This is a genomic window from Hymenobacter lapidiphilus (assembly GCF_003417065.2).
Classification (GTDB): domain Bacteria; phylum Bacteroidota; class Bacteroidia; order Cytophagales; family Hymenobacteraceae; genus Hymenobacter.
The window spans coordinates 1-21,212 of the sequence record NZ_QVLT01000001.1 but is presented as its reverse complement, the minus strand read 5'-3'; the positions used below and the strand labels follow the sequence as shown (position 1 = coordinate 21,212).

The following is a 21,212-nucleotide window of genomic DNA, read 5'->3' as shown; positions in this document are numbered from 1 at the left end:
CAAAAATACTATTTGGGAACAAGTCTATTAGCTAACGGCTATCAGCTAATAGCTCACACCAAAGAGTTACCTTTGGGCCAGCAAATCACTCACTCACTTATGTATCTCAACAATATCGTTGAAGCCATCGGTAACACGCCGATGGTGAAGCTCAACCGCGTAAATGACGGCATCAAAGGCACGGTGCTCGTGAAAGTAGAGTACTTCAATCCGGGCAACTCGGTGAAGGACCGCATGGCGGTAAAAATGATTGACGACGCCGAAAAGGCGGGCCTGCTGAAGCCCGGCGGCACCATCATTGAGGGCACGAGCGGCAATACCGGCATGGGCCTGGCCCTCACGGCTATTGCCCGCGGCTACAAGTGCATCTTCACGATGAGCGACAAGCAGAGCAAGGAAAAGCAGGATATCCTGAAGGCGGTGGGCGCTGAGGTTATCGTGTGCCCCACCAACGTGTCGGCCGACGACCCGCGCAGCTACTACTCCATCGCCCGCAAGCTGAACGCTGAAATCCCGAACTCGTACTACCCCAACCAGTACGATAACCCCTCCAACGCCCAGGCGCACTACGAAACCACCGGCCCCGAAATCTGGGAGCAAACCGACGGTAAAATCACGCACCTGGCGGCCGGCGTGGGCACGGGCGGCACCATCTGCGGCACCGGCAAGTACCTGAAGGAGCAGAATTCGGCCATCGTTTCCATCGGCCTCGACACCTATGGCTCGGTATTCAAGAAGTACAAGGAGACGGGCATCTTCGATGAGGACGAGATTTACTCGTACAAAACCGAAGGCATCGGCGAAGATATTCTGCCAAAAAACGTGGACTTCGACCTTATCGACCTCTTCATCAAGGTAACCGATAAGGATGCGGCCCTGATGACGCGCCAGCTGGCAAAAGAAGAAGGCCTGTTTGTGGGCTGGTCGTGCGGTTCGGCTGTGCATGGTGCCCTGGAGTACGCCCGCGAGCACCTCAAGGAAGAGGATACGATGGTCATCATTCTGCCCGACCACGGCACGCGCTACCTCGGCAAAATTTACAACGACGACTGGATGCGCGAACAAGGCTGGTTGTAGGCTGGTTGTGTTGTTCCTCTGACTACTCTTTCGCTTTCGGTATGGCTTCCAGGCTCCGCAACATCGTTTTGGTGGACGATAACGAAACCACCAGCTTCCTCAACAACCGCCTGCTCAGCCGCCTCGAAGTGGCCGAGCAGGTGCACACCTTCCACAAGGCCGAGCAGGCCTACCAGCAAATCTGGGGCGATGAGAAGGGCGAGGCAGCTCCCACTGATGCCCCCGATCTGGTGTTCGTGGACCTGAAAATGCCCGGCATGGATGGCTTCGAGTTCCTGAAACTCTTCAGCGCCCTGCCCCCGGAAGTGCGCGAGAAAACCGTCATGGCCGTGCTCACCACCTCCATGCATGCCGCCGACACCGCCCGCGTTGCCCAGTACGAAGGCGTGGAGTACCTGGCCAAGCCCCTGACGGAGGAAAAGATGATCAAACTGCTGGAAAAGCGGTTTTAGGTTTAGCGCTTAGCTAAACAGTAATAAAGGCTGTCATTCTGAGTGAAGCGAAGAATGACAGCCTTTTTGCCTTTTACTTCATGTCTTAATCACCCAGCACCACATTCTCCACAAACCGAAACGCCTCCCCATCAAACAGGCCTTTATCACTCAGTTTGAGGCTGGGGATGACGAGCAGAGCCATGAAGGAGAGCGTCATGAACGGGGCCTGGAGCGGGGAGCCCAGGGCTTTGGCGGCTGCATCGACGGCCGAGTAAGCGGCGGCCACGTCCGGGCCGGGCTGGTCCGACATGAGTCCGGCTACCGGCAGCGGCAGCACCAGCTCCTGGCCGTCGGGCGACACCACGGCCAGCCCGCCGCGGGCTTCCATTACCAGCTGCACGGCCCGGGCCAGGCTCGCGTCGTCGCAGCCCACGGCCGTGATATTGTGCGAATCGTGGCCGACGCTGCTGGCCAGGGCGCCGCCTTTCAGCCCGAAGCCCCGGATGAAGGCCACCGCCGGCGGGGCGGCGTGGTAGCGGTTGACTACCGTCAGCTTGAGGATGTCACGACTCAGGTCGGGCACTACGCATCCATTTTCTACCAGTGCTGGCTCATCGTGCCGGGCCGTAATCAGCTGCCCGTCGAAGCACTCGATGAGGCGGACGGTTGCGTTGGTGTTCGGCTGGCTGTCATCTATCGAACCACTGTTAGCCTTTTCAATGCTTACCTGAAAATCTGCGGCCTGCACGTGGTGGGGCGTGAAGTTGTTGACGACTTCCACCGGCGCGGGTGCAATCAGGGTTTCGCCGTTTTCGGCCACCAGCACGCCGTCGAGGTAGGTCTGGCGGACCTTGAAGTCCACTAGGTCTTCTACCACGATGAAGTCGGCCAGGTCGTCTTCACGGAGCAGGCCCACGGGCAGGCGGTAGTGCTCGACGGGGTTGCGGCAGGCCACGCGGAGCACTTTCAGCACGTCCTGGCCGCGGGTTACGGCGCGCTGCACCAGCTGGTCAATGTGGCCCAGCAGCAGCGTGTCGGGATGCTTGTCGTCGGAGCAGAACATCAGGTGCTCGTAGTGCTCGGGCAGCAGGTCAATCAGGGCCTCGAAGTTGCGGGCCGCCGAACCCTCGCGAATCAGGATTTTCATGCCCGCCGCCAGCTTGTCCACGGCCTCGCCGGCCATGAAGCACTCGTGGTCGGTGCTGATGCCAGCCTCGGCATAGCGGCGCGCATCGTCCCCCATAAGGCCGGGGGCGTGGCCGTCTACGGGGCGGTTGTAGCGCTGGGCCAGGGCAATTTTCTCCATCACGTCGGCATCCCGACTCAGCACGCCGGGCCAGTTCATCATCTCGGCCAGGTAGCCGATTTCGGGATGGTAGCGGAACAGCTCCTCGATGTCGGCGGCCGTTATTTCGGCTCCTGCTGTTTCGAAAGGCGTGGCCGGCACGCACGAGGGCGCGCCGAAGCAGAACTTGAACGGCACCTGCGCGGCGTTGGCCAGCATGTACTTCACGCCGGCCACGCCCAGCACGTTGCCTATTTCATGGGGGTCGGATACGGTGGCCACGGTGCCATGCGTAACGGCCAGGCGGGCAAACTCGGAGGGCACTAGCAGTGAACTTTCCACGTGCACATGGGCATCCACGAAACCCGGCAGGGCGTAGGGCAGGGCCGGGTCGGGCACAGTGGGCCCCAGCGGCTCGATTTGCCGGATTCGGCCCCCGGCTACGTGCACCGTAGCGGGGGTTATGGTGTTGCTGAACAGGTTGATAACGTTGGCCTGAAGCGAGAAATCGGCGGACATAAGCGGAGCAGAAGACGCGGGGAAAAAGCGGGCCGCAGGGCGGCGGGCGGGTAAAGAACCGTATATTTGCCCAAAATCCGCGCCGTGAGAAAGATTGTGACTTTACTGCTGGTCGCCTGTATTGGGGGCTCGGGCCTGCTAACCGCAGGCTGCGCCACCCGCTCGACTCTGCAGAAAAAAACGGCCAGCTACAAGCGTAAAGCCAAGTCCGGCAAGATTCCCTGTCCCTGCGAGAAGAACTAAAAGGCAACCAGCCGGCGGGATTCCTGCCGGCTCATTGCTGTTACTGCCCCTTACCAGCCCGCTCATGCCCGACGAATCGCCCTTAGCCGCCCTGCAGAACGCCGCCGAAGCTGTCCGCCACCAGCTGCGCCTCAATACCTATGACGCCGCCGCCGTGCAGCGGCTCGACGAGTTCATCGAAGTGCAGCGGCCCATCATCAAGGATGACGAACGCGAGGGTGTTATCAGGGCGCTGGGCTGCTTTCTGGGCCAGTGCATGGTGCAGACCTACGGTGGTACCTGGGCCCAGAACCCGCAGGGCGTAACGGGCGTGGGCATCGGCGACGTGCATTTTTTCAACCCCTTCTACCGCGTGGGCGAGCAGTTGGCAAAAGGTCCCGCGCAATCGGTAACGGCCTTTTTTGCGAGCCTGCCTGAGCGCATGGCCATGCAGCCCGCCCGTAAAACCTGGATTTAGTGAGCTCTCCATCCGAACCCGGCCGTCCCGACCTTGCTATGCAGAAAATTGTCATTGCCATCGACGGCTATTCTTCGTGCGGCAAAAGCACCACAGCCAAGGCCGTGGCTGCCGAGTTGGGCTACGCCTACATCGATACTGGGGCCATGTACCGGGGCGTTACGCTGTACCTGCTCGAAAACGGCATTGCTTTCGACGATTTGCCCCGCATCGAGCAGGCCTTGCACGAAATGCAGGTCAGCTTCAGGCGCAACCGCCAGACCGGCCGCAACGAGCTGTGCCTTAACGGTAAAGTTCGGGAGGATGAAATCCGGCAGATGCGCATTTCCAACTCGGTGAGCGAGGTGTCGGGGCTGCCGTTGGTGCGCCACGCCATGGTGCGCCAGCAGCAGCAGATGGCCCGCCGCCGCGGCGTAGTGATGGACGGGCGCGACATCGGCACCACCGTTTTCCCCGATGCCGAGGTGAAGGTGTTTATGACGGCCGAAGTGCTGACCCGCGCCCTGCGCCGGCAGGAAGAGCTGGCTACCAAAAACGAGCACGTGCCCGTCGAGGACATTGTGGAAAACCTGCAGAAGCGCGACCACCTCGACTCGACCCGCACCGAAAGCCCCCTGCGCCGCGCCTCCGACGCCGTGCTGCTCGACACCACCCACATGATGATTGACGAGCAGGTAGATTTCGTGCTTGAGCGCGTGTCGGCTGCCCTGTTCTCCCGCGCCGTTGCCCAGGTAAAGTAGCAACCGTTGGCGGACCCAAACCGCCGCCGCGGCTGTTATACTGTCGAAACCTGGCTCGTAATTCGCGGGTCCACCCCAGCAGTTGGTTTTCTCTGCAGTCTGACCCGCGAAATTCTGGCAAGCAGCCAGCAGCTTACCGCATAAAAATATACGCGCATGAACGTCCTCATTGATAAGAATTCCGGTTACTGCTTCGGCGTCGAATTCGCCATTCAGATGGCCGAAGACGAGCTGGCCAATGAGCGTAGCCTGTACTGTCTAGGCGACATCGTGCACAACCGCATGGAGGTGGAGCGCCTGCACGCGCTGGGCCTGCGCATCATCGACCGTGAGCAGCTTGAAGAAATTCATGACGCTAAGGTGCTCATCCGGGCCCACGGCGAGCCGCCGGCCACCTACGAGCTGGCCCTGCGCAACAACCTGGAGCTGATTGACGCCTCCTGCCCCGTGGTGCTCAAGCTGCAGAACCGCGTGAAACACGCCTTCGACGCCTCGAACCGCCAGCAGGGCCAGATTGTGATTTACGGCCAGCCTGGCCACGCCGAAGTAGCCGGCCTCACGGGCCAGACCCGCAACCAGGCCATCATCGTCATGACTGAAGCCGACCTCGACCAGGTGGATTTCACGCGGCCCGTCACGCTCTTCAGCCAGACCACCAAGAGCACGGCCGGTTTCTACCACATGAAGTCCGTTATAGAGGAGCGCATAAAAGCGGCCGGTGGCTCGCTCGACTCCTTCGATGCCAACGACAGCATCTGCCGGCAGGTGAGCAACCGCGAGCCGGCCCTGCGCATTTTCGCCCAGCAGCACGACGTTATCATCTTCGTGAGCGGGCGCAAAAGCTCCAACGGCAAGGCCCTGTTCTCGGTCGTCAATCAAACCAATCCGCGCAGCTACTTCGTGGAAAACGAGCAGGAGCTGGAAGAAGCCTGGTTCCACGAGGCCGACTCGGTGGGCATCTGCGGCGCCACCAGTACCCCCATGTGGCTGATGGAGCGCGTGAAGGGGCGCATCGAGGAAGTTGGGGAGCTGATTGGGTAGACGAAAAACCATTTGTCATCCTGAGCGGAGCGAAGGACCTTATCACGTTGGGACAACATCGTTATAACGATTTGTACTGTCGAGATAAGGTCCTTCGCTCCGCTCAGGATGACAGTATCTTCGCAACTCTATTCAAGCATTACCAAGCAAGCCCAAACCATGCGCCGGTACCTTAACTACTTCCTGAGCGGTTTTCTGATTGTGGCTCCCATTGGGCTCACGGCCTACATTTTATTCGCTTTGCTGCGCTGGCTCGACGACCTGTTTGCGGGCCTCAGCTTCGACGTGCCGGGGCTGGGGCTGCTGGTGGCTGTGCTGCTGATTACGGCCGTAGGTTTCGTGGCCAAGTCGTTTCTGGTGCGGCCCTTCCTCATCATCACCGAGCGGCTGCTACACCGCACGCCCCTGGTGAGCATCATCTATTCGAGCCTCAAAGACCTGTTCGACGCCTTCGTAGGTGACAACCAGAAGTTCAACCGTCCGGTGCTGGTGCGCCTCAATAGTGCCGACGAGGTGTTTAAAATGGGCTTCGTGACCCAACCCAGCATGGCCGCCATTACCCGCGACGATCTGCTGGCCGTGTACTTCCCGCACTCCTACAACTTCTCGGGCGAGCTGGTGCTGGTGCCCATCGAAAACGTGACCTACCTGGAGCTGCCAAGCAGCGAAATCATGAAGTTCATCGTCTCCGGCGGCGTGTCGCGGCTGGGGTAGAAGGCTGACAAATGATGACAGGCGGTGTCGCTTCAACCGTTGCTTTCGACGCTTCGGGGGCGGCGGCCGACGGTTGGGTAACTACTCGTTGAGGTAAATCAGGGGAAAGGCTATATTTATACTAGTCAACCACTTAACCGCCTCCCGATCATGGAAACTCCCGACCGCGACCCCCAACTCTGGCGCCTGGCCCGCCAACGCGCCAAATTTCAGTCCGGCCTGCTCACTTACCTGTTCGTCAATGCCATTTTGTGGGCTGTGTGGGCCTTCACGGGTCGCGACTCCAGCCCCATTCCGTGGCCGCTGTGGGTGTCGTTTTTCTGGGGTATCGGCGTGGTTATCCGCGGGCTGAAAGCTTACGGCGGCCTGGGTTGGGCCGACCGCTCGGAGCACGAGTACGAGAAGCTCATGCGCCAGCAGCGCAACGAACTGCGTTAGCGCCCGGCAGACCCGAAATATGGGTGGCCTGGTAGCCGGCGGGGCAACCTTCCCGGCCGGGGGTGGGTTAGGGGAAGTATGAAAAGCCGTCATTTCCTGCCCCTGCTGCTGGTCCCGCTGGCCCTGAGTTCTGCCGTAACGCCCGGCCCAGTGCCAGTGGCCTACGCCAACCTGAGCAAAGTAAAGCTGCCGCCCGGCTTCACCATCAGCTACTTTGCCCAAGGCGTGAAAAGCGCCCGCGAGCTAGCCTTGGGTCCCGATGGCACGGTGTACGTGGGCACCAAAAACGACAAGGTATTCGCCCTGCCCGACCGAAATAAGGACGGCCGCGCCGATGAGGTGATTACGCTGGCCTCGGGCCTGAACGCGCCCAACGGCGTGGCCGTGCGCAACGGCAGCCTCTACGTGGCCGAAATCAACCGCATTCTGCGCTACGACAACGTGGGCGCCAAGCTCAGGCAGCCGCCCAAGCCGGTAGTGGTGAGCACCGCCCTGCCCGATAAGGAGTGGCACGGCTACCGCTACATTGCCTTTGGGCCCGATGGCAAGCTGTACGTGCCGGTAGGCGCGCCCTGCAACAGCTGCCTGCCCGAAACGCCCATTTTCGCCACCATCAACCGCATGAACCCCGACGGCTCGGGCCTCGAAACCTTCGCCTACGGCGTGCGCAACACGGTCGGCTTCGACTGGAGCCCCAAAGACAAGGCCCTCTGGTTTACCGATAATGGCCGCGACCAGCTCGGCGACAACCTGCCGGCCGACGAACTGAACCGCGCCGTCAAGCCTGGCCAGCACTTCGGCTTCCCATACTTCTTCGCCGGCGACGTGCCCGACCCCGAGTTTGGTAAAGGCAAGTCGGCCGACACTTACGTGAAGCCGGCCCGGAAGCTGGGGCCGCACGTAGCGGCGCTGGGCATGAAGTTCTACACCGGCCGGCAGTTTCCGGCCCGTTACCAGAACCAGATTCTCATTCCCGAGCACGGCTCCTGGAACCGGAGCAACAAAATCGGCTACCGCATCACGCTGGTTACACTCGATGCCACTGGCAAGCAGGCTACCAGCTACCAGACCTTCGCCGAAGGCTGGCTGCAGAACCAGAAGCCCTGGGGCCGCCCCGTAGCCCTGCTGGTAATGCCCGACGGCTCGCTGCTCGTTTCCGACGACCAGAACGACGCCGTATACCGCATCAGCTATAAGGGGTAGGCGTAAGGCTCAAAGCAGGGAAATCAAAAGTCAGAGCGGTTTAGGTGGCCAGAGTGAGTAGCAATTAGCTGCTTGAACTGCTTCGACTTTTGACTTCCTAATTTTTGACTTGTATTTTGCCCCCCATGAAAAAGCAACGTGAATCCAAGCGCACGGTGGGGCGGCGGGAGCTGGTTGATTTTCCGACCCTGCAGCTCTGGGGCGTGGAGGCCAAGGTGGATACCGGTGCCTACACCGGGGCGCTGCACTGCTCCAACATCCACCAGGAAACCGACGCGCAGGGCACCACGCGCCTGCACGTGCAGTTACTCGACCCCTCGCACCCCCGCTTCGATGGCTCCCCCATGACCTTCGATAGGTTCGGAATGCGCGACATTCGCAGCTCCAACGGCGAAGTGCAGCAACGCTACGTAATCGAGGCTGTTATCCGGCTGTTCGGGCAGGATTTCACCACCGAGTTCTCCCTTTCCGACCGTTCCGACATGAAATATCCCGTTCTTGTGGGCCGGGTGCTGCTGCGCCAGGCCCGGTTGGTGGTGGATGTGGCCCGGCGCAACGTATCGTACAAGTTATTAGAGATTGGAGCCTAGTTATTAGTGCTTAGTGCACGGAATACACTTCCACCCTAAGCTCTAGTAACTGAGCTCTAAGCTCCAACCACCCCTCTTTCGCCTCTTCAGTCCGCAACCAAATGAAAGTAGCGATTCTATCGCGTGAGCCGAAGCTCTATTCGACCCGCCGACTGGTGGAAGCCGCCGAACAGCGCGGCCACGAGCCCGTGGTAATTGACCACCTGCACTGCAACCTGGTGCTCGAAAAAGGCCAGCCCGGCATTATCTACCAAGGCAAGCGGCTGGAAGGAATCGAGGCCATTATTCCGCGCATCGGCGCCTCGGTGACGTTCTATGGCTGCGCCGTGGTACGCCAGTTCGAGATGATGAAGGTGCGCACGGCCATCGACAGCCAGTCCATCGTGCGCAGCCGCGACAAGCTGCGCTCGATGCAGATTCTGAGCCGCGCCGGCGTGGGTATGCCCAAAACGGCCTTCACCAACTACTCCGACGACGTGCCGGCCATGATTGAGCAGGTGGGTGGGGCGCCGGTCATCATCAAGCTCCTCGAAGGCACCCAGGGCCTGGGTGTGGTGCTGGCCGAATCGGCCAAGGCGGCCCAGTCGGTGATTGAGGCTTTCCACAACCTCAAGGCCCGCATTATTGTGCAGGAGTTTATTGCCGAAAGCAAGGGTGCCGATTTGCGGGCCTTCATTGTGAACGGTGAGGTGGTGGGCGCCATGAAGCGGCAGGGCAAGGAGGGCGAGTTTCGCTCGAACCTGCACCGCGGCGGCTCGGGCATGCTCGTGAAGCTGAGCCGGGCCGAGAAGGCCGCCGCGTTGCTGGCCGCCAAGTCGCTGGGCCTGGGCATTGCGGGCGTCGATATGTTGCAGAGTGCCCGCGGCCCGCTGGTGTTGGAGGTGAATTCCTCTCCCGGCCTCGAGGGCATCGAGCGCGCCACCGGCCTCGATATTGCCGGCAAAGTCATCGAATACACTGAGCAGCTGGTTCAGAAAAGGAAAGCCTCCAGCAACAAGGTATAGGTTGGAAAGAGCGAGTTAGACCCCTGTCATCCTGAGCAGAGCGAGACCTATACCGAAGCTGACATCAAATAGCGCCTTCTGTATAGGTCCTTCGCTCCGCTCAGGATGACAGGCTTTTTTCTGTCAATACATTCATTCAAACCTCCAGATAATGCCCCAAACCGCCCCCGACCAGCTTTGCCTGAACGGCCTGACCATCGGGCCCGGCGAGCGGGTACTGACCCGGCTCGTGATTTCGCGGCTGCCCTCGGGAACGGTAATTGATATTCCGGTACACATATTCCGGGCCGTGGAGCCGGGGCCGACAGTGCTGCTGATGGCCGGCATGCACGGCGACGAGGTGAACGGCATCGAAACCATCCGCCGCCTTATCCGGCGCGAGCTGCTGCAGCCGCTACGGGGTACCATCATCGCCATTCCCATCCTCAACATCTACGGCTTCCTCAACTTCTCGCGCGAGGTGCCCGACGGCAAAGACGTGAACCGCAGCTTCCCCGGCAACCCGCGCGGCTCGCTGGCCAGCCGCGTGGCCCACCGCTTCATGCGCGAAATCATGCCGCTCATTGATTACGGCATCGATTTTCATACGGGCGGGGCCACGCGGGCCAACATCCCGCAAATCCGCTGCCTGTTGCACGAAGATGCCGAAACCGACGCGCTGGCTGCTGCTTTTGCCGCGCCCTTTACGCTGCACGCCAGTCTGCGGCCCGGCTCGCTACGCGAAACGGCCATGCAGCAGGGCCGCCGCATTATCGTGTACGAAACTGGCGAGTCGATGCGGCTTGATGAGCCGGGTATCGACCTGGGCATTGCCGGTACGCTGCGGGTGCTACACCATCTGGGCATGGTGGCCGAGGCGCCGGCTCCGGCCCAACCAACAGTGGTGTGCCTGCGCTCTACCTGGCTGCGGGCGCGCTACGCCGGTATTTTCCGTAGCCTGGTGCAGCTGGGCCAGCATGTAGAGGAAGGGCAGGCCTACGGCTCGGTGGCCGACCCCTATGGCGAGCGGTCGGTGCGGCTGGAGTCGCCGGTGACGGGCTACATTATCGGCCTCAACCACATGCCGGTCGTGAATCAGGGCGATGCGCTGGTACACGTGGCCCGCCTCGATGCCGCCCCCAGCCGCGCCGATTTAGTGGTGCCCTTCGACGAAAAGCCCATCAAGCGCACCGAGGAAGACGTGAACGAGGTGGACCGCGCCGAAGACCCCGCCCCCCACGACGACGGCCACGGCAACGAAGTGTGGTAGGCGCGGGGCACCGATTCGCCTATTCCCTGTACTTTTGCCCCGCTGCCCTTCGGTAGCTTTTTGCTTCTTCTTGCTTTCTGAATGAAAAACTCCACTCAACTGATTGTAAATGCGCTGCTGGTTGTGGCCGTGGCCGTGCTGTTTTACTTGCATTTCGCCAGCGGTAAACCGGCCAAACCGGCCCCCGCGTCCGCGCCCATAGCCGCCGCCCCCGCCGACACAACCGCCGCAGAGCCTGAGGAACCTGAAGTGCCCCTAACCCCGGCCGCGCTGGCCGACACCAACAAGGTAGCCTACGTAGAAACCAACCGGCTGTTGGAAGAATACCAGGGCATGAAGGACGCCAGCAAGCGGCTTGAAGCGAAGGCCCGCGGCTGGGAAGCCCAGAACAAAAAGCTCGTAACCAGCTTCCAGGCGGCCGTGCAGCAGTATCAGCAGAAAGCCGAGGGCATGAGTGCCGAGCAGCGCGCCACCACCGAGCAGCAGCTACAGGCCCAGCAGATGAAGGTAGGCCAGGAGCAGGAGCGTCTCCAGGGCCAGGCCCAGCAGGAGCAGGCCAAGCTAAACGACCAGGTGATGGGCCGCGTGAACAAGCAGATTGAGAAGTACGGCAAAGCCAACGGCTACCGCCTGATTCTGGCTACCGGCGCCGGCAACATTGCCTACGGCCGCAAAGACCTCGACATTACCACGCCGGTGCTCAAATACCTTAACAAGGAGTACGCGGGCAAAAAGTAGCCGTACGCTTGTACCCGCCCGAAACGCCCAACGGCCCGACTCACTGAGTCGCGTTGGGCGTTTTACGTCGGCCGGGCTTTGGGCTGATTCCCGCCGGTGGTTTACGCAGGCAGCTGGCCTTTGCCGAGTGGCAGCGTACAGGCCGGTTAAACTCTGGGGCAGCAGCAGCTTCTAAGTGGGTAGCCTCGCCGCTCAAGGCGGGGTGGTTTACTCCTTTTCTGCTCACTATGAAAAAGCATTCGTTCTTTCCCGTATTGCTGGCCTTGCTGGCCATTGTTTCGTCCGGGCTGTTGAGCGGCTGCGTGGCCTCGGCCCGCCCAGCGGCTGTGGTGGTGCGTCCGCGGCCGTATTACCGCCCCGCGCCAGTGGTCGTGATGGCTCCACGGCCGGTGGTGGTGGCGCCGAGGCGGGCGGTAATTGTAAAGCCTGCACCGCGCGCCTATTACCCGTACCGCCCGCACCGCTTTTCTGGCCGGCTGCGGTAAGCAGGCGGGGCCCAAAATAACCACTGCCATCTGACGCACAGTGCGGCAGGAGTTCGGCAGTGGTTGTTCTAATGCTTGGCTGATGTTAGAAAACGAAGCGCAGGCTTACGGCCGCGTCATTGTATAAGCCGGTGTATCCTCGGAATACTTCAAAAAATGGCTTGTAGTCCAGCGCCACTACGAAAGGCAGGTCGGGTAGCTTGTACTCGAGGCCCAGAATGAGGTCGGCCCCGGCTACCAGTTGGTTTTGGTCGTCGTAATAATACCTGTTTTTCTTGCGGCCGAAGCGGGAATCTTCGAAGTAGTAGCGGCCCTGATAGACGCCCAGGTGCGCGCCGGCGCCGTAGTAAAACTGCAGGCCTTTGAAATCGGAAATAGGCAGGTGTTTCTCCAGTAGCAGCGTCAGGCGGCCACCACGGGCGGCATACTCACGCGTGAGCAGGCCCTCTACGGCCACGCCGTTCTTGCCACTCAGGAAGTGCTTTACCGTGAGACCCGACGACCAGCCGCCGGCCCGCAGGCCGATGCCGGTAGTGTAGCCACTGTTGCTCTTTTTTTGTGCCAGCGCCGGAGTGCCCGCCGCCAATACTCCCAGCGCCAAAGCGCCAGTCAGCCAGAATTTCATACAGGGAAGGTGAATTGGAGAAATCGGAATTCCCCGCAAAAGTACAACATGCCTCCCACTATCCGGCTGAAATCCTTGCCCCACCTTCGCGGGCAATAGCATCAGAAGGATGGATGCGGATGCCGCCGCCATCATCTTCGGCGGCGCGGAGCATGGCGCGGGCTACCGTATCGGCGGCAATGGCGCGGTAGGGGCGCAACGGGCCGCGTAGCAGTGGTTTCAGCACGGCCAGAAGTGCGGTGGCCAGCCGCTCGTTGGGGTGCGGGGTGGCCCGGTGGCCCAGCAGCAGCGAGGGCCGGAAAATATGCACGGCATGAAACGTAGTCTGGCGCACGGCTTCCTCCATTTCGCCCTTCACCCGCAAGTAATAGGCCCGCGCCCGGGCATCGGCTCCCAACGACGATACGACCAGCAATTGCCCGCCGAAGTTGGTGGCGGCCAGCTTGGCCAACTCCACCACGTAGGTGAAATCGACCTTGTAAAACGCCTCGCGCGAGCCCGCCTGCCGCATGGTAGTGCCCAGGCAGCAGAATACGTCGTCGGCCACGAGCTGCTGCCGGTAGTCGGCGAGGCGCTCGAAGTCGACAACCAGCTGCTCCAGCTTTTCGTGCACCATCGGTAGCGGTGTGCGAACCAATGCAATAACGCGGCTGTAGCGGGCCGAGGCGAGCAGTAGCGGCAGCAGCTGTTGGCCAATCAGGCCGCTGGCACCGGCAATGAGAGCAGTTTTGGGCATCTTGGTTAGGTGTTAACTGAGCAGGTTATTCTGAGCTACGTGAAGAAGCTGAGGGAGCAGGTAGGGGCGGGGGCAAGCCCCGCCCCTACGCCGTTCTGCATAGCCCGGGTTAGTTAGCTGCGCAGCTGGGTGTGCTCGGGGGCCAGATCGACCAAACCCTGCTTGTAGAGCGCGCCCAAGGCCTTTTTGAAGATTTTCTTGCTCATGCCCAGGCGGCGGTACACGTCGTCGGCCAGGCTTTTGTCGCCCAGGGGCAGGCGCCCTTCGGGGGCGGCGCGCAGGGCTTCAAGTAGCGTGTCGGACTGGGCGCGGGCCTCGTCGTAGCCGATTTGCTGCAGGCTCAGGTCGAGTTTACCGTCGGGGCGAATGGCGCGGATGTAGCCGGTGTGCACGTCGCCGAGGCGCAGGGGCTTGAACACCTCGTTGTGGAAAATGAGGCCCTGGTGGGTGCCATCGACCAGCATCTTGTAGCCCAAATCGGTTTCCTCAGCCACGAAAAGCTCGGCCGCGTCGCCCACTTTGCCGGGAAACGGGTCGGAGCTGAGGAACCACTCCCACTTGGCCGAGGCTACAATGCGGTCCGAGGTGTCGTCGAGGTACACGAACACGGTGGCCCGCTCGCCGGGGCGCAGGTTGCGGCGCTGGTTGCGGTAGGGCAGCAACAGGTCTTTTTCCAGGCCCCAATCCAGGAACGCGCCGGTGGGCGTTACGTCGCGCACGGTGAGGGCCGCGAACTGGCCCACGCGGGCAAAGGGTTCCAGGTTGGTGGCAATCAGGCGGTCCTCCGAGTCGCGGTACACAAACACGCGCACCACATCACCGATTTGGGTGCCCGGCTCCACGTACTTGCGCGGCAGCAGCAGGTCGCCGTCGTCGGAGGTCAGGTAGAGGCCGAAATCCACCTCCCGCACCACTTCCAGGTCGTTGAAATCACCGAGAATCATTCTCTCAATTAAAAGTTGAAAATTAACCATGACCGGGTGCGGCCCTTGGAGCTTGGCGCGAAGGTACGCAAAGGGTAGGGGCAGAGCCAATCAACCCAACCGCGCCCGCTAAATCCCGTAGCCTGCTCACCGCTCACCGCTCACCGCTCACCGCTCACCGCTCACCGCTCACCGCTCACCGCTACTGAAACCGCGTGACGCCGGGCTGGCCGAAGCTGAAGTCGGAGAAGTCGTAGTAGGAGCGCGAGTTTTCGAAGATGCGGATGCCGTTGGGCGCGCCGAGGCCGCGGGGGTAGAAGCCCAGCGTGAGCTGAATGGTGCGGATGGCGGTGTACTCGTTGCGGAAGCGCAGACCCATGCCGATGCCGGTGTAGGGCTTCTCGAAGAAGGGCAGCAGCCGGTCGGGCTTGGTGGCATTGAGCCAGGCCACATCGGCGAAGCCCACCACGGCCATCCGGAAGCCCAGAAACGAGACGGGCGTGTACATGGTGGCCTCGTAGTTGAGCGTAACGCGGCTGGTGCCGGTGAGCGGGCCGGTGGGCCGGAACCCGCGCAGGCCCCGCTCGCCATCAATGGTAAGGTACTCGTTGGCGAAGCGGTGCAGCCCCAGCGCCGAGCGCTGCCACAGGAAGTGCCGCCACTGGAAGTTGCCGGTGCTGTATAGCCGGGTAAAATACAGGATTTCGCCGCTCAGCAGGCCCTGCTGCCAGTCGTTGCTGCGGCCCCGCACGAAGCCGCCGAACTCGCCGCTCAGGTACAGGTAGCCCCGCTGCGGCCGGTAGGTGGCCGACGACAGGCGCACGCCGTAGTAGCGGCGGTTACCGGCCGGGTTGAACTCGTAGCCGGCCGTGAAGCTCACCAGCGAGCCGGTCGGAATATCCTCGGTGCGGCCGAAGCCGAACAGGTACTTGTCCTTATAATAGCGGCGCACGCTGTAACCCACCGTGCCCAGCATCAGGTTGGCGCTCTGCAGAAAGTCGAAAGGCTTCTCCTGGTACGAAGTCCGGACCAGGCGGGCCGCCGCGATAATGCGGCCGGGGCTTTCGTAGCCCAGGTCGTAGCTGCGGGGCTGGAAAGCGCGGCCCACCCAGGCGTCCTGGGTGTTGTAGCGCAGGGCCTGAAACTCGTAGGGCTTCTCGGCCGAGCCGTCGCCGGCGGTGGTGTAGAGCCAGTCGAAGAAGCTGTAGCTGATGGCCCCGGCGTAACGGGTGTTGATGGAGTAGAAATCGCGCGAGATGCCGATGCTGCCCTCGCGGCGGCGGGTTTCGTCGCGGTAGGTGGCCCCGGCGTACACGAAGTCGCGGAACGGTATCCGGTAGCTGCCCTCATAGGCCCACGATTGGGCGCGCGGGCCATCATCGGTGCGGCCGTACGCGTAGCGGTTTTTAAACTGGTGGCCCATGCCCAGGAAGTTCACATCGCGCAGCCCGGCCACGCCCGAACCCACGTCGCGCAGCTGAAACGAGCCATTCAGGCTGAACAGGTCCTTGGTAATCACCACCACATCCACGCTGTCGGGGGTAGCGGTGCGCTCATCCACGTACACGCGGGCGTCCAGAATCTCGTCGGTCTGGCGCAGCAAGCGTTCCGATTCGGCCAGGGCCTGGGGCTCCAGCTCGCGGCCTTCGCGCAGCAGCAGCACCTGCCGCACCCGCGAAGGCCGGGTTTTCATGTGAAACGCGTTGCCGGTTTTCTCCAGAATGTTGCGCGGCACCCGCAACGAGTCGGAGATACTGTAGCCAAAGGCATCGAGGGACGTAATGCGGATGCGGCGCACGATTTTGTAGTTGTGCTGTTCGAACTGCCGGTCGAGCAGGGCCGCGTCGAGGCCGGCCTGATCTTCGCGCCGCTCGCGGAACGAAAAAACAGCCGCCGCCGCCCGCCCCAGAATAGTTTTGCGCCGGGTGTAGTTTTTGAGCCCGTTGAGCATGCGCTCCTGGTCGAAGCGGCGACGAAGCGAGTCGGGGCGGATGTCGGCGGTCGGTCGGGTGGTGTCGGGCAGCAACGGCGGGGCCGTCTGGGCAGTGGCCGGCGCAAGGCCGGCCCCCAGCCAGAGCAGCAAAATCAGCAGCCGTAGCACGCACTTTATCATCCGGACGCGGGAAAGAAACAAGGTACGACGCCAGCCGGGGTTTGGGGCACTCCGGGGCTGTAGCGCCAAGCGCCAGCTTCGCGCCTCATTGAACGATATCATAGCTGACGTAATAACGATTTCGTTCAACAATATGCGAAGCAGGCGCTTCGCGGTGTATCCCAACGGTCCCTGCTACTGCTTCAAAAAACAACCCGATTTTACTGCCGAAATCCGGAACGATTCCAATGTAATTAGTCTTATAAAGCTTGCGTGTGTGCGCGATAAAAACTATTTTTAAGCCAGAAATCGGCCTTATGAACGAAGAGCGCATTCAGGAGAAGCTAAGCATATTGGCAGACGCCGCCAAGTACGACGTGTCGTGCAGCAGCAGCGGCGGCAAGCGCAAAAACGTGGACAAGGGCCTGGGCAACGCCGAGGGCATGGGCATCTGCCACAGCTACACCGAAGACGGTCGTTGCGTGAGTTTGCTCAAGATTCTGCTTACCAATCATTGCATTTTCGACTGCGCCTACTGCGTGTCACGCAAGAGCAACAACGTAAAGCGCGCTGCTTTTACGGTGGACGAAGTAGTGGACCTGACCATGAACTTCTACCGCCGCAATTACATCGAGGGCTTGTTTCTGAGCAGCGGCATCTTCTCCTCGCCCGACTATACGATGGAGCGGCTGGTACGCATCGTTAAGAAGCTGCGCACCGAGCATAAATTCAACGGCTATATCCATGTCAAGGCCATTCCGGGGGCTTCGGAAGAGCTGATTCAGGAGGCCGGCCTGTACGCCGACCGGCTGAGCGTGAACATTGAGCTGCCCTCGGAAATGGCCCTGCAGAACCTGGCGCCCGAGAAAAACTACGAAGAGATTCTGACCCCGATGGCTCAGATTCGGGACGGCATCATCCGCACCAAGGAAGAAAAGGCGCTGTTCAAGAAAGTGCCCCAGTTCGCCACCGCCGGCCAAAGCACCCAGCTCATTGTGGGTGCTTCCGAGGAAAACGATCTGCAAATCATCAACCTGAGTGACTCGCTCTACAAGGGCTATGGCCTGAAGCGGGTGTACTACTCGGGCTATATCCCCGTCACCGACGACGCCCGCCTGCCCCAGGTGACGCAGCCGCCGCTCATCCGCGAGCACCGCCTCTACCAGTCCGACTGGCTCATGCGCTTCTACGGCTTCCAGGCCGACGAAATCCTCGACCCCGCGCACCCCTTCCTCGACCTCGAAGTGGACCCCAAACTGGCCTGGGCCCTGCGTAACCGCCACGTATTCCCGGTGGACGTGAATACGGCCGACTTCGAGATGATTCTGCGGATTCCGGGTGTGGGCGCGCGCTCGGCTAAGCGTATCGTGGCCGCTCGCCGCTTCACGCCGTTGGGGCTCGACCACCTGCACAAGTTCGGGGTGGTGCTCAAGCGGGCCAAGTTCTTCCTTACCTGCCGTGGCCAGGCCCTGGAGCGCCGCGACTACGACGAGCAGACCATCCGCCGCCAGATTTTGTTCGGGGCCGGCTCCGTCCGCTCCGCCCTCGTCACCCAGCAACTCGATTTGTTTGCTCAAGCCTCTTGATTTAGTGCTTAGCTTTTAGTGTGTAGTGCCTAGGTCGTTCGAAACTGCCCGCGCGTACTGTACACTACTAACTAAGCACTACATACTAAAAACTAAGCACTAACGATGACTGTTTCGCACCGTACCGCCGCCACCGCTGAAGATTCTGCCGTTGCCTCGTCGCCGACTTCCACCCCGCTGAAAGTAGCCCGCGTGGCCTGCTGCTGCAGGCTTTCGGACCTGCTGCCGGTGGTATTGCGCATGCACCAGGACGCCGCCCGCAACAACGGTAAGTTTCGGCAGCCACGGCGGGCCGCATAAGCCTGTCCTGATAAACGCTGCGGCACCACACCCGCCGCCTCCTATACCACCCGCCAGGTTGCTCACTCCATGTCCCGTTCCCTAACTCCGCGCCGCTCGGCGGCCGAAGCGCTGGCCGTGGCCGCCACCCGCCGCCAGGCCGCGCCCGAGCTGCGAAACCCACCTCTGGATTACGCCTACGACGGCTCGTTTGAGGGGCTGCTAACGGTGGTCTTTCAGGTGTACGACCGCAAGGCGGCACCTAATAGCATCCAGCCGCTGGGTGCGGTGCAGGGTGGCCTGTTTGCCCGGCCGGTGGAAGTGGATACCGATGAGGCGGCCGCCGCCCGCGTCTGGGACGGGCTGCTGCGCTACATGGATAAGGAGGCCCGCACGCGCCTGTTTCACGTGTTTCTGAGCGAGGACGCGAATCGGGAGCTGCTGGTGTTCCGCTACGCCGACACGGCCATGCGCGCCGGCCGCGACATTGCCGAGAACTACACCGACGACAACGTGCGCCGGGTGCAGCGGCTAGCCCAGCAGATGTACCGCGAAAAGCACCGCATGGAGGCCTTCGTGCGCTTCGAAAAAACCGCCGACGGCCTATTCCACGCCACCATCGAGCCCGATTTCGATGTGCTGCCGCTCATCGCGCCCCACTTCACCACACGCTACGCCGACCAGCGCTGCTGATTTTCGACCGCCGCCGCTCCTACGGTCTCTACTACGACCTCACCCGCACCGACATCGTGCAGTTCGACGCCGGGGCGGCCCCCACGCGCCGGGCCGCCGTATCGGCCACCGTGCTCGACGAGCGGGAGCCGCTGTTTCAACTGCTCTGGCAGGCGTATTTCGACCATGTGAACATCCCGGAGCGCAAAAACATGAAGCTGCACCGCCGCCACATGCCGTTGCGCTACTGGAAGTATCTGAGCGAAAAACAGCCCCGCGCGCGGCCCTTCCAGCCCATCAACAACAAGCGCCCCGTGCAGCCCGGCGGCCCGGCGCTGGGCGCGGGTGGGGAGGCGCAGGGGTAGGAGGGAAGCGGGAAAGCCGTAATTTGCGGTCGATTTATCCCTGCTTACTATGAAAAAAACCCTCGTTTTCGGTGGTTCCGGCCAGTTGGGCCAGTGCCTGCAATCTGTTGCCCAGGCGCGCAGCTTTACCAGCATCGTATTTCTGGCTGAAGAGCAGGCGAATATTCTTAACCAGGAGATCCTGCGGGCCACCTTCGAGCAGCACCGCCCGGCCTACATCATCAACTGCGCCGCCTATACGGCCGTCGATAAGGCCGAGGACGAGGTGGACCTGGCCCGCCGGGTGAACCGCGACGGAGCCGAAAACCTAGCCCGCCTCTGCGCCGAATTCGACGCCACGCTACTGCATCTGTCCACCGATTTCGTGTTTGCCGGCACCGGCAACGAGCCCCTCACGGAAACCGACGAAACCGCGCCCCTGAGCGTGTATGGCCTCACCAAGCTGGAAGGCGAGCAGGTGGTAGCCGCGCACGCCGGGCGCTATTTCATCCTGCGCACCAGCTGGCTTTACTCCGAGTACGCTGGCAACTTCGTGAAAACCATGCTGCGCCTGGGCCAGGAGCGCGACGAAATGCGCGTCATCTGGGACCAGCTGGGCACGCCCACCTACGCCATCGACCTGGCCGGCGCGCTGCTGCACATCATCGAATCGGGCAGCACCGCCTACGGCCTCTACCACTACAGCAACGAAGGCGTTACCTCGTGGTACGACTTCGCAGCGGCTATTTTCGAGTTGGGTGGCCTGCCCACCCGCGCTGTGCCCATTCGCACCGCCGAGTACCCCACTAAAGCCACCCGCCCTGCCTACTCGGTGATGGACAAGACCAAAATCAAAACTGCGCTAAACCTAGCCATTCCGCACTGGCGCGCGAGTTTAGTGGAGTGCATGGGGCGGTTGGGGGAACAGCCGGTTTGAACGGGTAGTAAGGTTAGCGAGGCAAGACAACAACCGGATTGTTTTTGCCGTCTCCAATCGGCTGCACCTGAAGCTGCCCATTTACGGTAAAGCGCTTTTCAGCTACATACTGACATTTGCACGAGCCTTCGGCTTCGCTGAAAGTATGGGATACGTTATCGATATTAAAGATTTTGCCTGTAGTAGGCACAAAGACGCGGTAGCTGAATGGGGTTCCGGGCTGGGCGTAAACCGAGAAATGAAATTGGTTTTGGTTAGGTGAAGCGTAGATAGTCAGCCCTCTGAAATCTGTAGTAGGTGTACCTGGCCCAAATTGGCGCATAGTATCGGCCGGGTTTTGAAATCCGGGTCTGGTATATATCACGGCGTATACCGACCGTAACTCTTCTCTGCGAAAACCAGTAACACCCGAGCTGTCAGCCAGCAGAAAAGCCAAATTCCAGGAATTTAGAATCCAAGGGGTCAATGCAGTCAAAGCAGCATCCCGACACGGCAACGCCAATAAGTGCCAGTAGCCCTCCACTTAGTTTAGGTAGCAGGTACTTTTTCATAGATGGACTGTTGATTTTCCAGGCCATAACTGTATTTCTAAGCAGAGCCTATTCAGAAGCAAAAGGATGCAGAGGGTAAGGTATTAAGCTAGAATTTACGTAATATGTTGAACAGCCATTAAGTGTATAGTCCCAGCGTGAGGTGGGTCGGGTCCTGGGTAAAGTTAACGGGGTTTTTCTGCCACTCGGCACAGACAAATTCATGTGGCGTGAGGCCGCGCAAGGTCTTAAGCCGTTTGGCGTGGTTGTA

At 61.1% G+C, this 21,212-nt stretch carries 21 protein-coding genes and 3 pseudogenes; 17 read left to right on the top strand and 7 right to left on the bottom strand.

Annotated features, from left to right (window positions below):
• Nucleotides 1–99: 99 nt before the first annotated feature.
• Nucleotides 100–1,074 (top strand): annotated as a pseudogene (locus tag D0N36_RS00120) (PLP-dependent cysteine synthase family protein); the annotation flags it as partial.
• A 44-nt stretch (nucleotides 1,075–1,118) separates the two neighbouring features.
• Nucleotides 1,119–1,529 (top strand): response regulator, encoded by a 411-nt coding sequence (locus D0N36_RS00115; protein WP_116939048.1) that lies wholly within the window; start codon nucleotides 1,119–1,121, stop codon nucleotides 1,527–1,529.
• A gap of 85 nt (nucleotides 1,530–1,614) precedes the next feature.
• Here D0N36_RS00115 and ade read toward each other — a convergent pair whose 3' ends face one another.
• Nucleotides 1,615–3,315 (bottom strand): adenine deaminase, encoded by a 1,701-nt coding sequence (gene ade / locus D0N36_RS00110; protein ID WP_116939047.1) that lies wholly within the window; start codon nucleotides 3,313–3,315, stop codon nucleotides 1,615–1,617.
• A gap of 307 nt (nucleotides 3,316–3,622) precedes the next feature.
• Between ade and D0N36_RS00105 the strand changes: the two genes are divergently transcribed.
• The 11 genes from D0N36_RS00105 (at nucleotide 3,623) to D0N36_RS00055 (ending at nucleotide 12,217) form a co-directional block, all read left to right on the top strand.
• Nucleotides 3,623–4,015: a hypothetical protein gene (locus D0N36_RS00105; protein ID WP_116939046.1), complete on the top strand. Its 393-nt coding sequence runs from the start codon at nucleotides 3,623–3,625 to the stop codon at nucleotides 4,013–4,015.
• A gap of 38 nt (nucleotides 4,016–4,053) precedes the next feature.
• Entirely contained in the window at nucleotides 4,054–4,755 is a 702-nt protein-coding gene (gene cmk / locus D0N36_RS00100) for a (d)CMP kinase (RefSeq protein ID WP_116939045.1), read from the top strand.
• Between the two features lie 156 nt (nucleotides 4,756–4,911).
• Nucleotides 4,912–5,796 carry a 4-hydroxy-3-methylbut-2-enyl diphosphate reductase gene (locus tag D0N36_RS00095; protein WP_116939044.1) on the top strand — a complete coding sequence of 295 codons (885 nt, stop codon included), beginning with the start codon at nucleotides 4,912–4,914 and terminating at the stop codon, nucleotides 5,794–5,796.
• Between the two features lie 159 nt (nucleotides 5,797–5,955).
• The gene (locus tag D0N36_RS00090) at nucleotides 5,956–6,510 is read left to right on the top strand and encodes a DUF502 domain-containing protein (protein ID WP_116939043.1); all 555 of its coding nucleotides are present in this window, start codon (nucleotides 5,956–5,958) and stop codon (nucleotides 6,508–6,510) included.
• Between the two features lie 150 nt (nucleotides 6,511–6,660).
• Nucleotides 6,661–6,948, top strand: coding sequence for a 2TM domain-containing protein (locus D0N36_RS00085; protein ID WP_116939042.1), 288 nt, complete (start codon nucleotides 6,661–6,663; stop codon nucleotides 6,946–6,948).
• A 78-nt stretch (nucleotides 6,949–7,026) separates the two neighbouring features.
• Nucleotides 7,027–8,151, top strand: coding sequence for a PQQ-dependent sugar dehydrogenase (locus tag D0N36_RS00080; protein ID WP_116939041.1), 1,125 nt, complete (start codon nucleotides 7,027–7,029; stop codon nucleotides 8,149–8,151).
• Nucleotides 8,152–8,276: 125 nt separating this feature from the next.
• The gene (locus D0N36_RS00075) at nucleotides 8,277–8,741 is read left to right on the top strand and encodes an ATP-dependent zinc protease family protein (protein ID WP_116939040.1); all 465 of its coding nucleotides are present in this window, start codon (nucleotides 8,277–8,279) and stop codon (nucleotides 8,739–8,741) included.
• Between the two features lie 101 nt (nucleotides 8,742–8,842).
• The gene (rimK, locus tag D0N36_RS00070) at nucleotides 8,843–9,745 is read left to right on the top strand and encodes a 30S ribosomal protein S6--L-glutamate ligase (RefSeq protein ID WP_116939039.1); all 903 of its coding nucleotides are present in this window, start codon (nucleotides 8,843–8,845) and stop codon (nucleotides 9,743–9,745) included.
• Between the two features lie 151 nt (nucleotides 9,746–9,896).
• Nucleotides 9,897–10,994, top strand: coding sequence for a succinylglutamate desuccinylase/aspartoacylase family protein (locus D0N36_RS00065; RefSeq protein ID WP_116939038.1), 1,098 nt, complete (start codon nucleotides 9,897–9,899; stop codon nucleotides 10,992–10,994).
• An 81-nt stretch (nucleotides 10,995–11,075) separates the two neighbouring features.
• Complete coding sequence (locus D0N36_RS00060; protein ID WP_116939037.1) at nucleotides 11,076–11,732, top strand: OmpH/Skp family outer membrane protein; 657 nt, start codon at nucleotides 11,076–11,078, stop codon at nucleotides 11,730–11,732.
• Between the two features lie 227 nt (nucleotides 11,733–11,959).
• The gene (locus D0N36_RS00055; protein ID WP_116939036.1) at nucleotides 11,960–12,217 is read left to right on the top strand and encodes a hypothetical protein; all 258 of its coding nucleotides are present in this window, start codon (nucleotides 11,960–11,962) and stop codon (nucleotides 12,215–12,217) included.
• An 85-nt stretch (nucleotides 12,218–12,302) separates the two neighbouring features.
• Here D0N36_RS00055 and D0N36_RS00050 read toward each other — a convergent pair whose 3' ends face one another.
• The 4 genes from D0N36_RS00050 to D0N36_RS00035 all read right to left on the bottom strand — a co-directional run bounded on the left by D0N36_RS00050 (nucleotide 12,303) and on the right by D0N36_RS00035 (nucleotide 16,614).
• Nucleotides 12,303–12,842 carry a hypothetical protein gene (locus tag D0N36_RS00050; protein ID WP_116939035.1) on the bottom strand — a complete coding sequence of 180 codons (540 nt, stop codon included), beginning with the start codon at nucleotides 12,840–12,842 and terminating at the stop codon, nucleotides 12,303–12,305.
• A 58-nt stretch (nucleotides 12,843–12,900) separates the two neighbouring features.
• The gene (locus D0N36_RS00045; RefSeq protein ID WP_116939034.1) at nucleotides 12,901–13,578 is read right to left on the bottom strand and encodes an NAD(P)H-binding protein; all 678 of its coding nucleotides are present in this window, start codon (nucleotides 13,576–13,578) and stop codon (nucleotides 12,901–12,903) included.
• Between the two features lie 113 nt (nucleotides 13,579–13,691).
• The gene (locus D0N36_RS00040) at nucleotides 13,692–14,522 is read right to left on the bottom strand and encodes a CvfB family protein (RefSeq protein WP_116939033.1); all 831 of its coding nucleotides are present in this window, start codon (nucleotides 14,520–14,522) and stop codon (nucleotides 13,692–13,694) included.
• A gap of 181 nt (nucleotides 14,523–14,703) precedes the next feature.
• The gene (locus D0N36_RS00035; RefSeq protein WP_116939032.1) at nucleotides 14,704–16,614 is read right to left on the bottom strand and encodes a BamA/TamA family outer membrane protein; all 1,911 of its coding nucleotides are present in this window, start codon (nucleotides 16,612–16,614) and stop codon (nucleotides 14,704–14,706) included.
• Between the two features lie 296 nt (nucleotides 16,615–16,910).
• Between D0N36_RS00035 and D0N36_RS00025 the strand changes: the two genes are divergently transcribed.
• The 4 genes and pseudogenes from D0N36_RS00025 (at nucleotide 16,911) to rfbD (ending at nucleotide 20,411) form a co-directional block, all read left to right on the top strand.
• A complete protein-coding gene (locus D0N36_RS00025; protein ID WP_116939031.1) occupies nucleotides 16,911–18,179 on the top strand; it encodes a putative DNA modification/repair radical SAM protein in 1,269 nt (422 codons plus the stop codon).
• Between the two features lie 105 nt (nucleotides 18,180–18,284).
• The gene (locus tag D0N36_RS00020; protein ID WP_116939030.1) at nucleotides 18,285–18,479 is read left to right on the top strand and encodes a hypothetical protein; all 195 of its coding nucleotides are present in this window, start codon (nucleotides 18,285–18,287) and stop codon (nucleotides 18,477–18,479) included.
• Nucleotides 18,480–18,548: 69 nt separating this feature from the next.
• Nucleotides 18,549–19,495: pseudogene (locus D0N36_RS20185) on the top strand (TIGR03915 family putative DNA repair protein).
• A 49-nt stretch (nucleotides 19,496–19,544) separates the two neighbouring features.
• Complete coding sequence (gene rfbD / locus D0N36_RS00010; protein ID WP_116939029.1) at nucleotides 19,545–20,411, top strand: dTDP-4-dehydrorhamnose reductase; 867 nt, start codon at nucleotides 19,545–19,547, stop codon at nucleotides 20,409–20,411.
• 13 nt (nucleotides 20,412–20,424) lie between these two features.
• On the opposite strand, the gene D0N36_RS00005 is transcribed toward rfbD, so the two are convergent.
• Together D0N36_RS00005 and D0N36_RS19420 are read right to left on the bottom strand one after the other, a co-directional pair.
• Complete coding sequence (locus tag D0N36_RS00005; protein WP_147320691.1) at nucleotides 20,425–20,847, bottom strand: hypothetical protein; 423 nt, start codon at nucleotides 20,845–20,847, stop codon at nucleotides 20,425–20,427.
• 233 nt (nucleotides 20,848–21,080) lie between these two features.
• Nucleotides 21,081–21,212: pseudogene (locus tag D0N36_RS19420) on the bottom strand (IS481 family transposase); the annotation flags it as partial.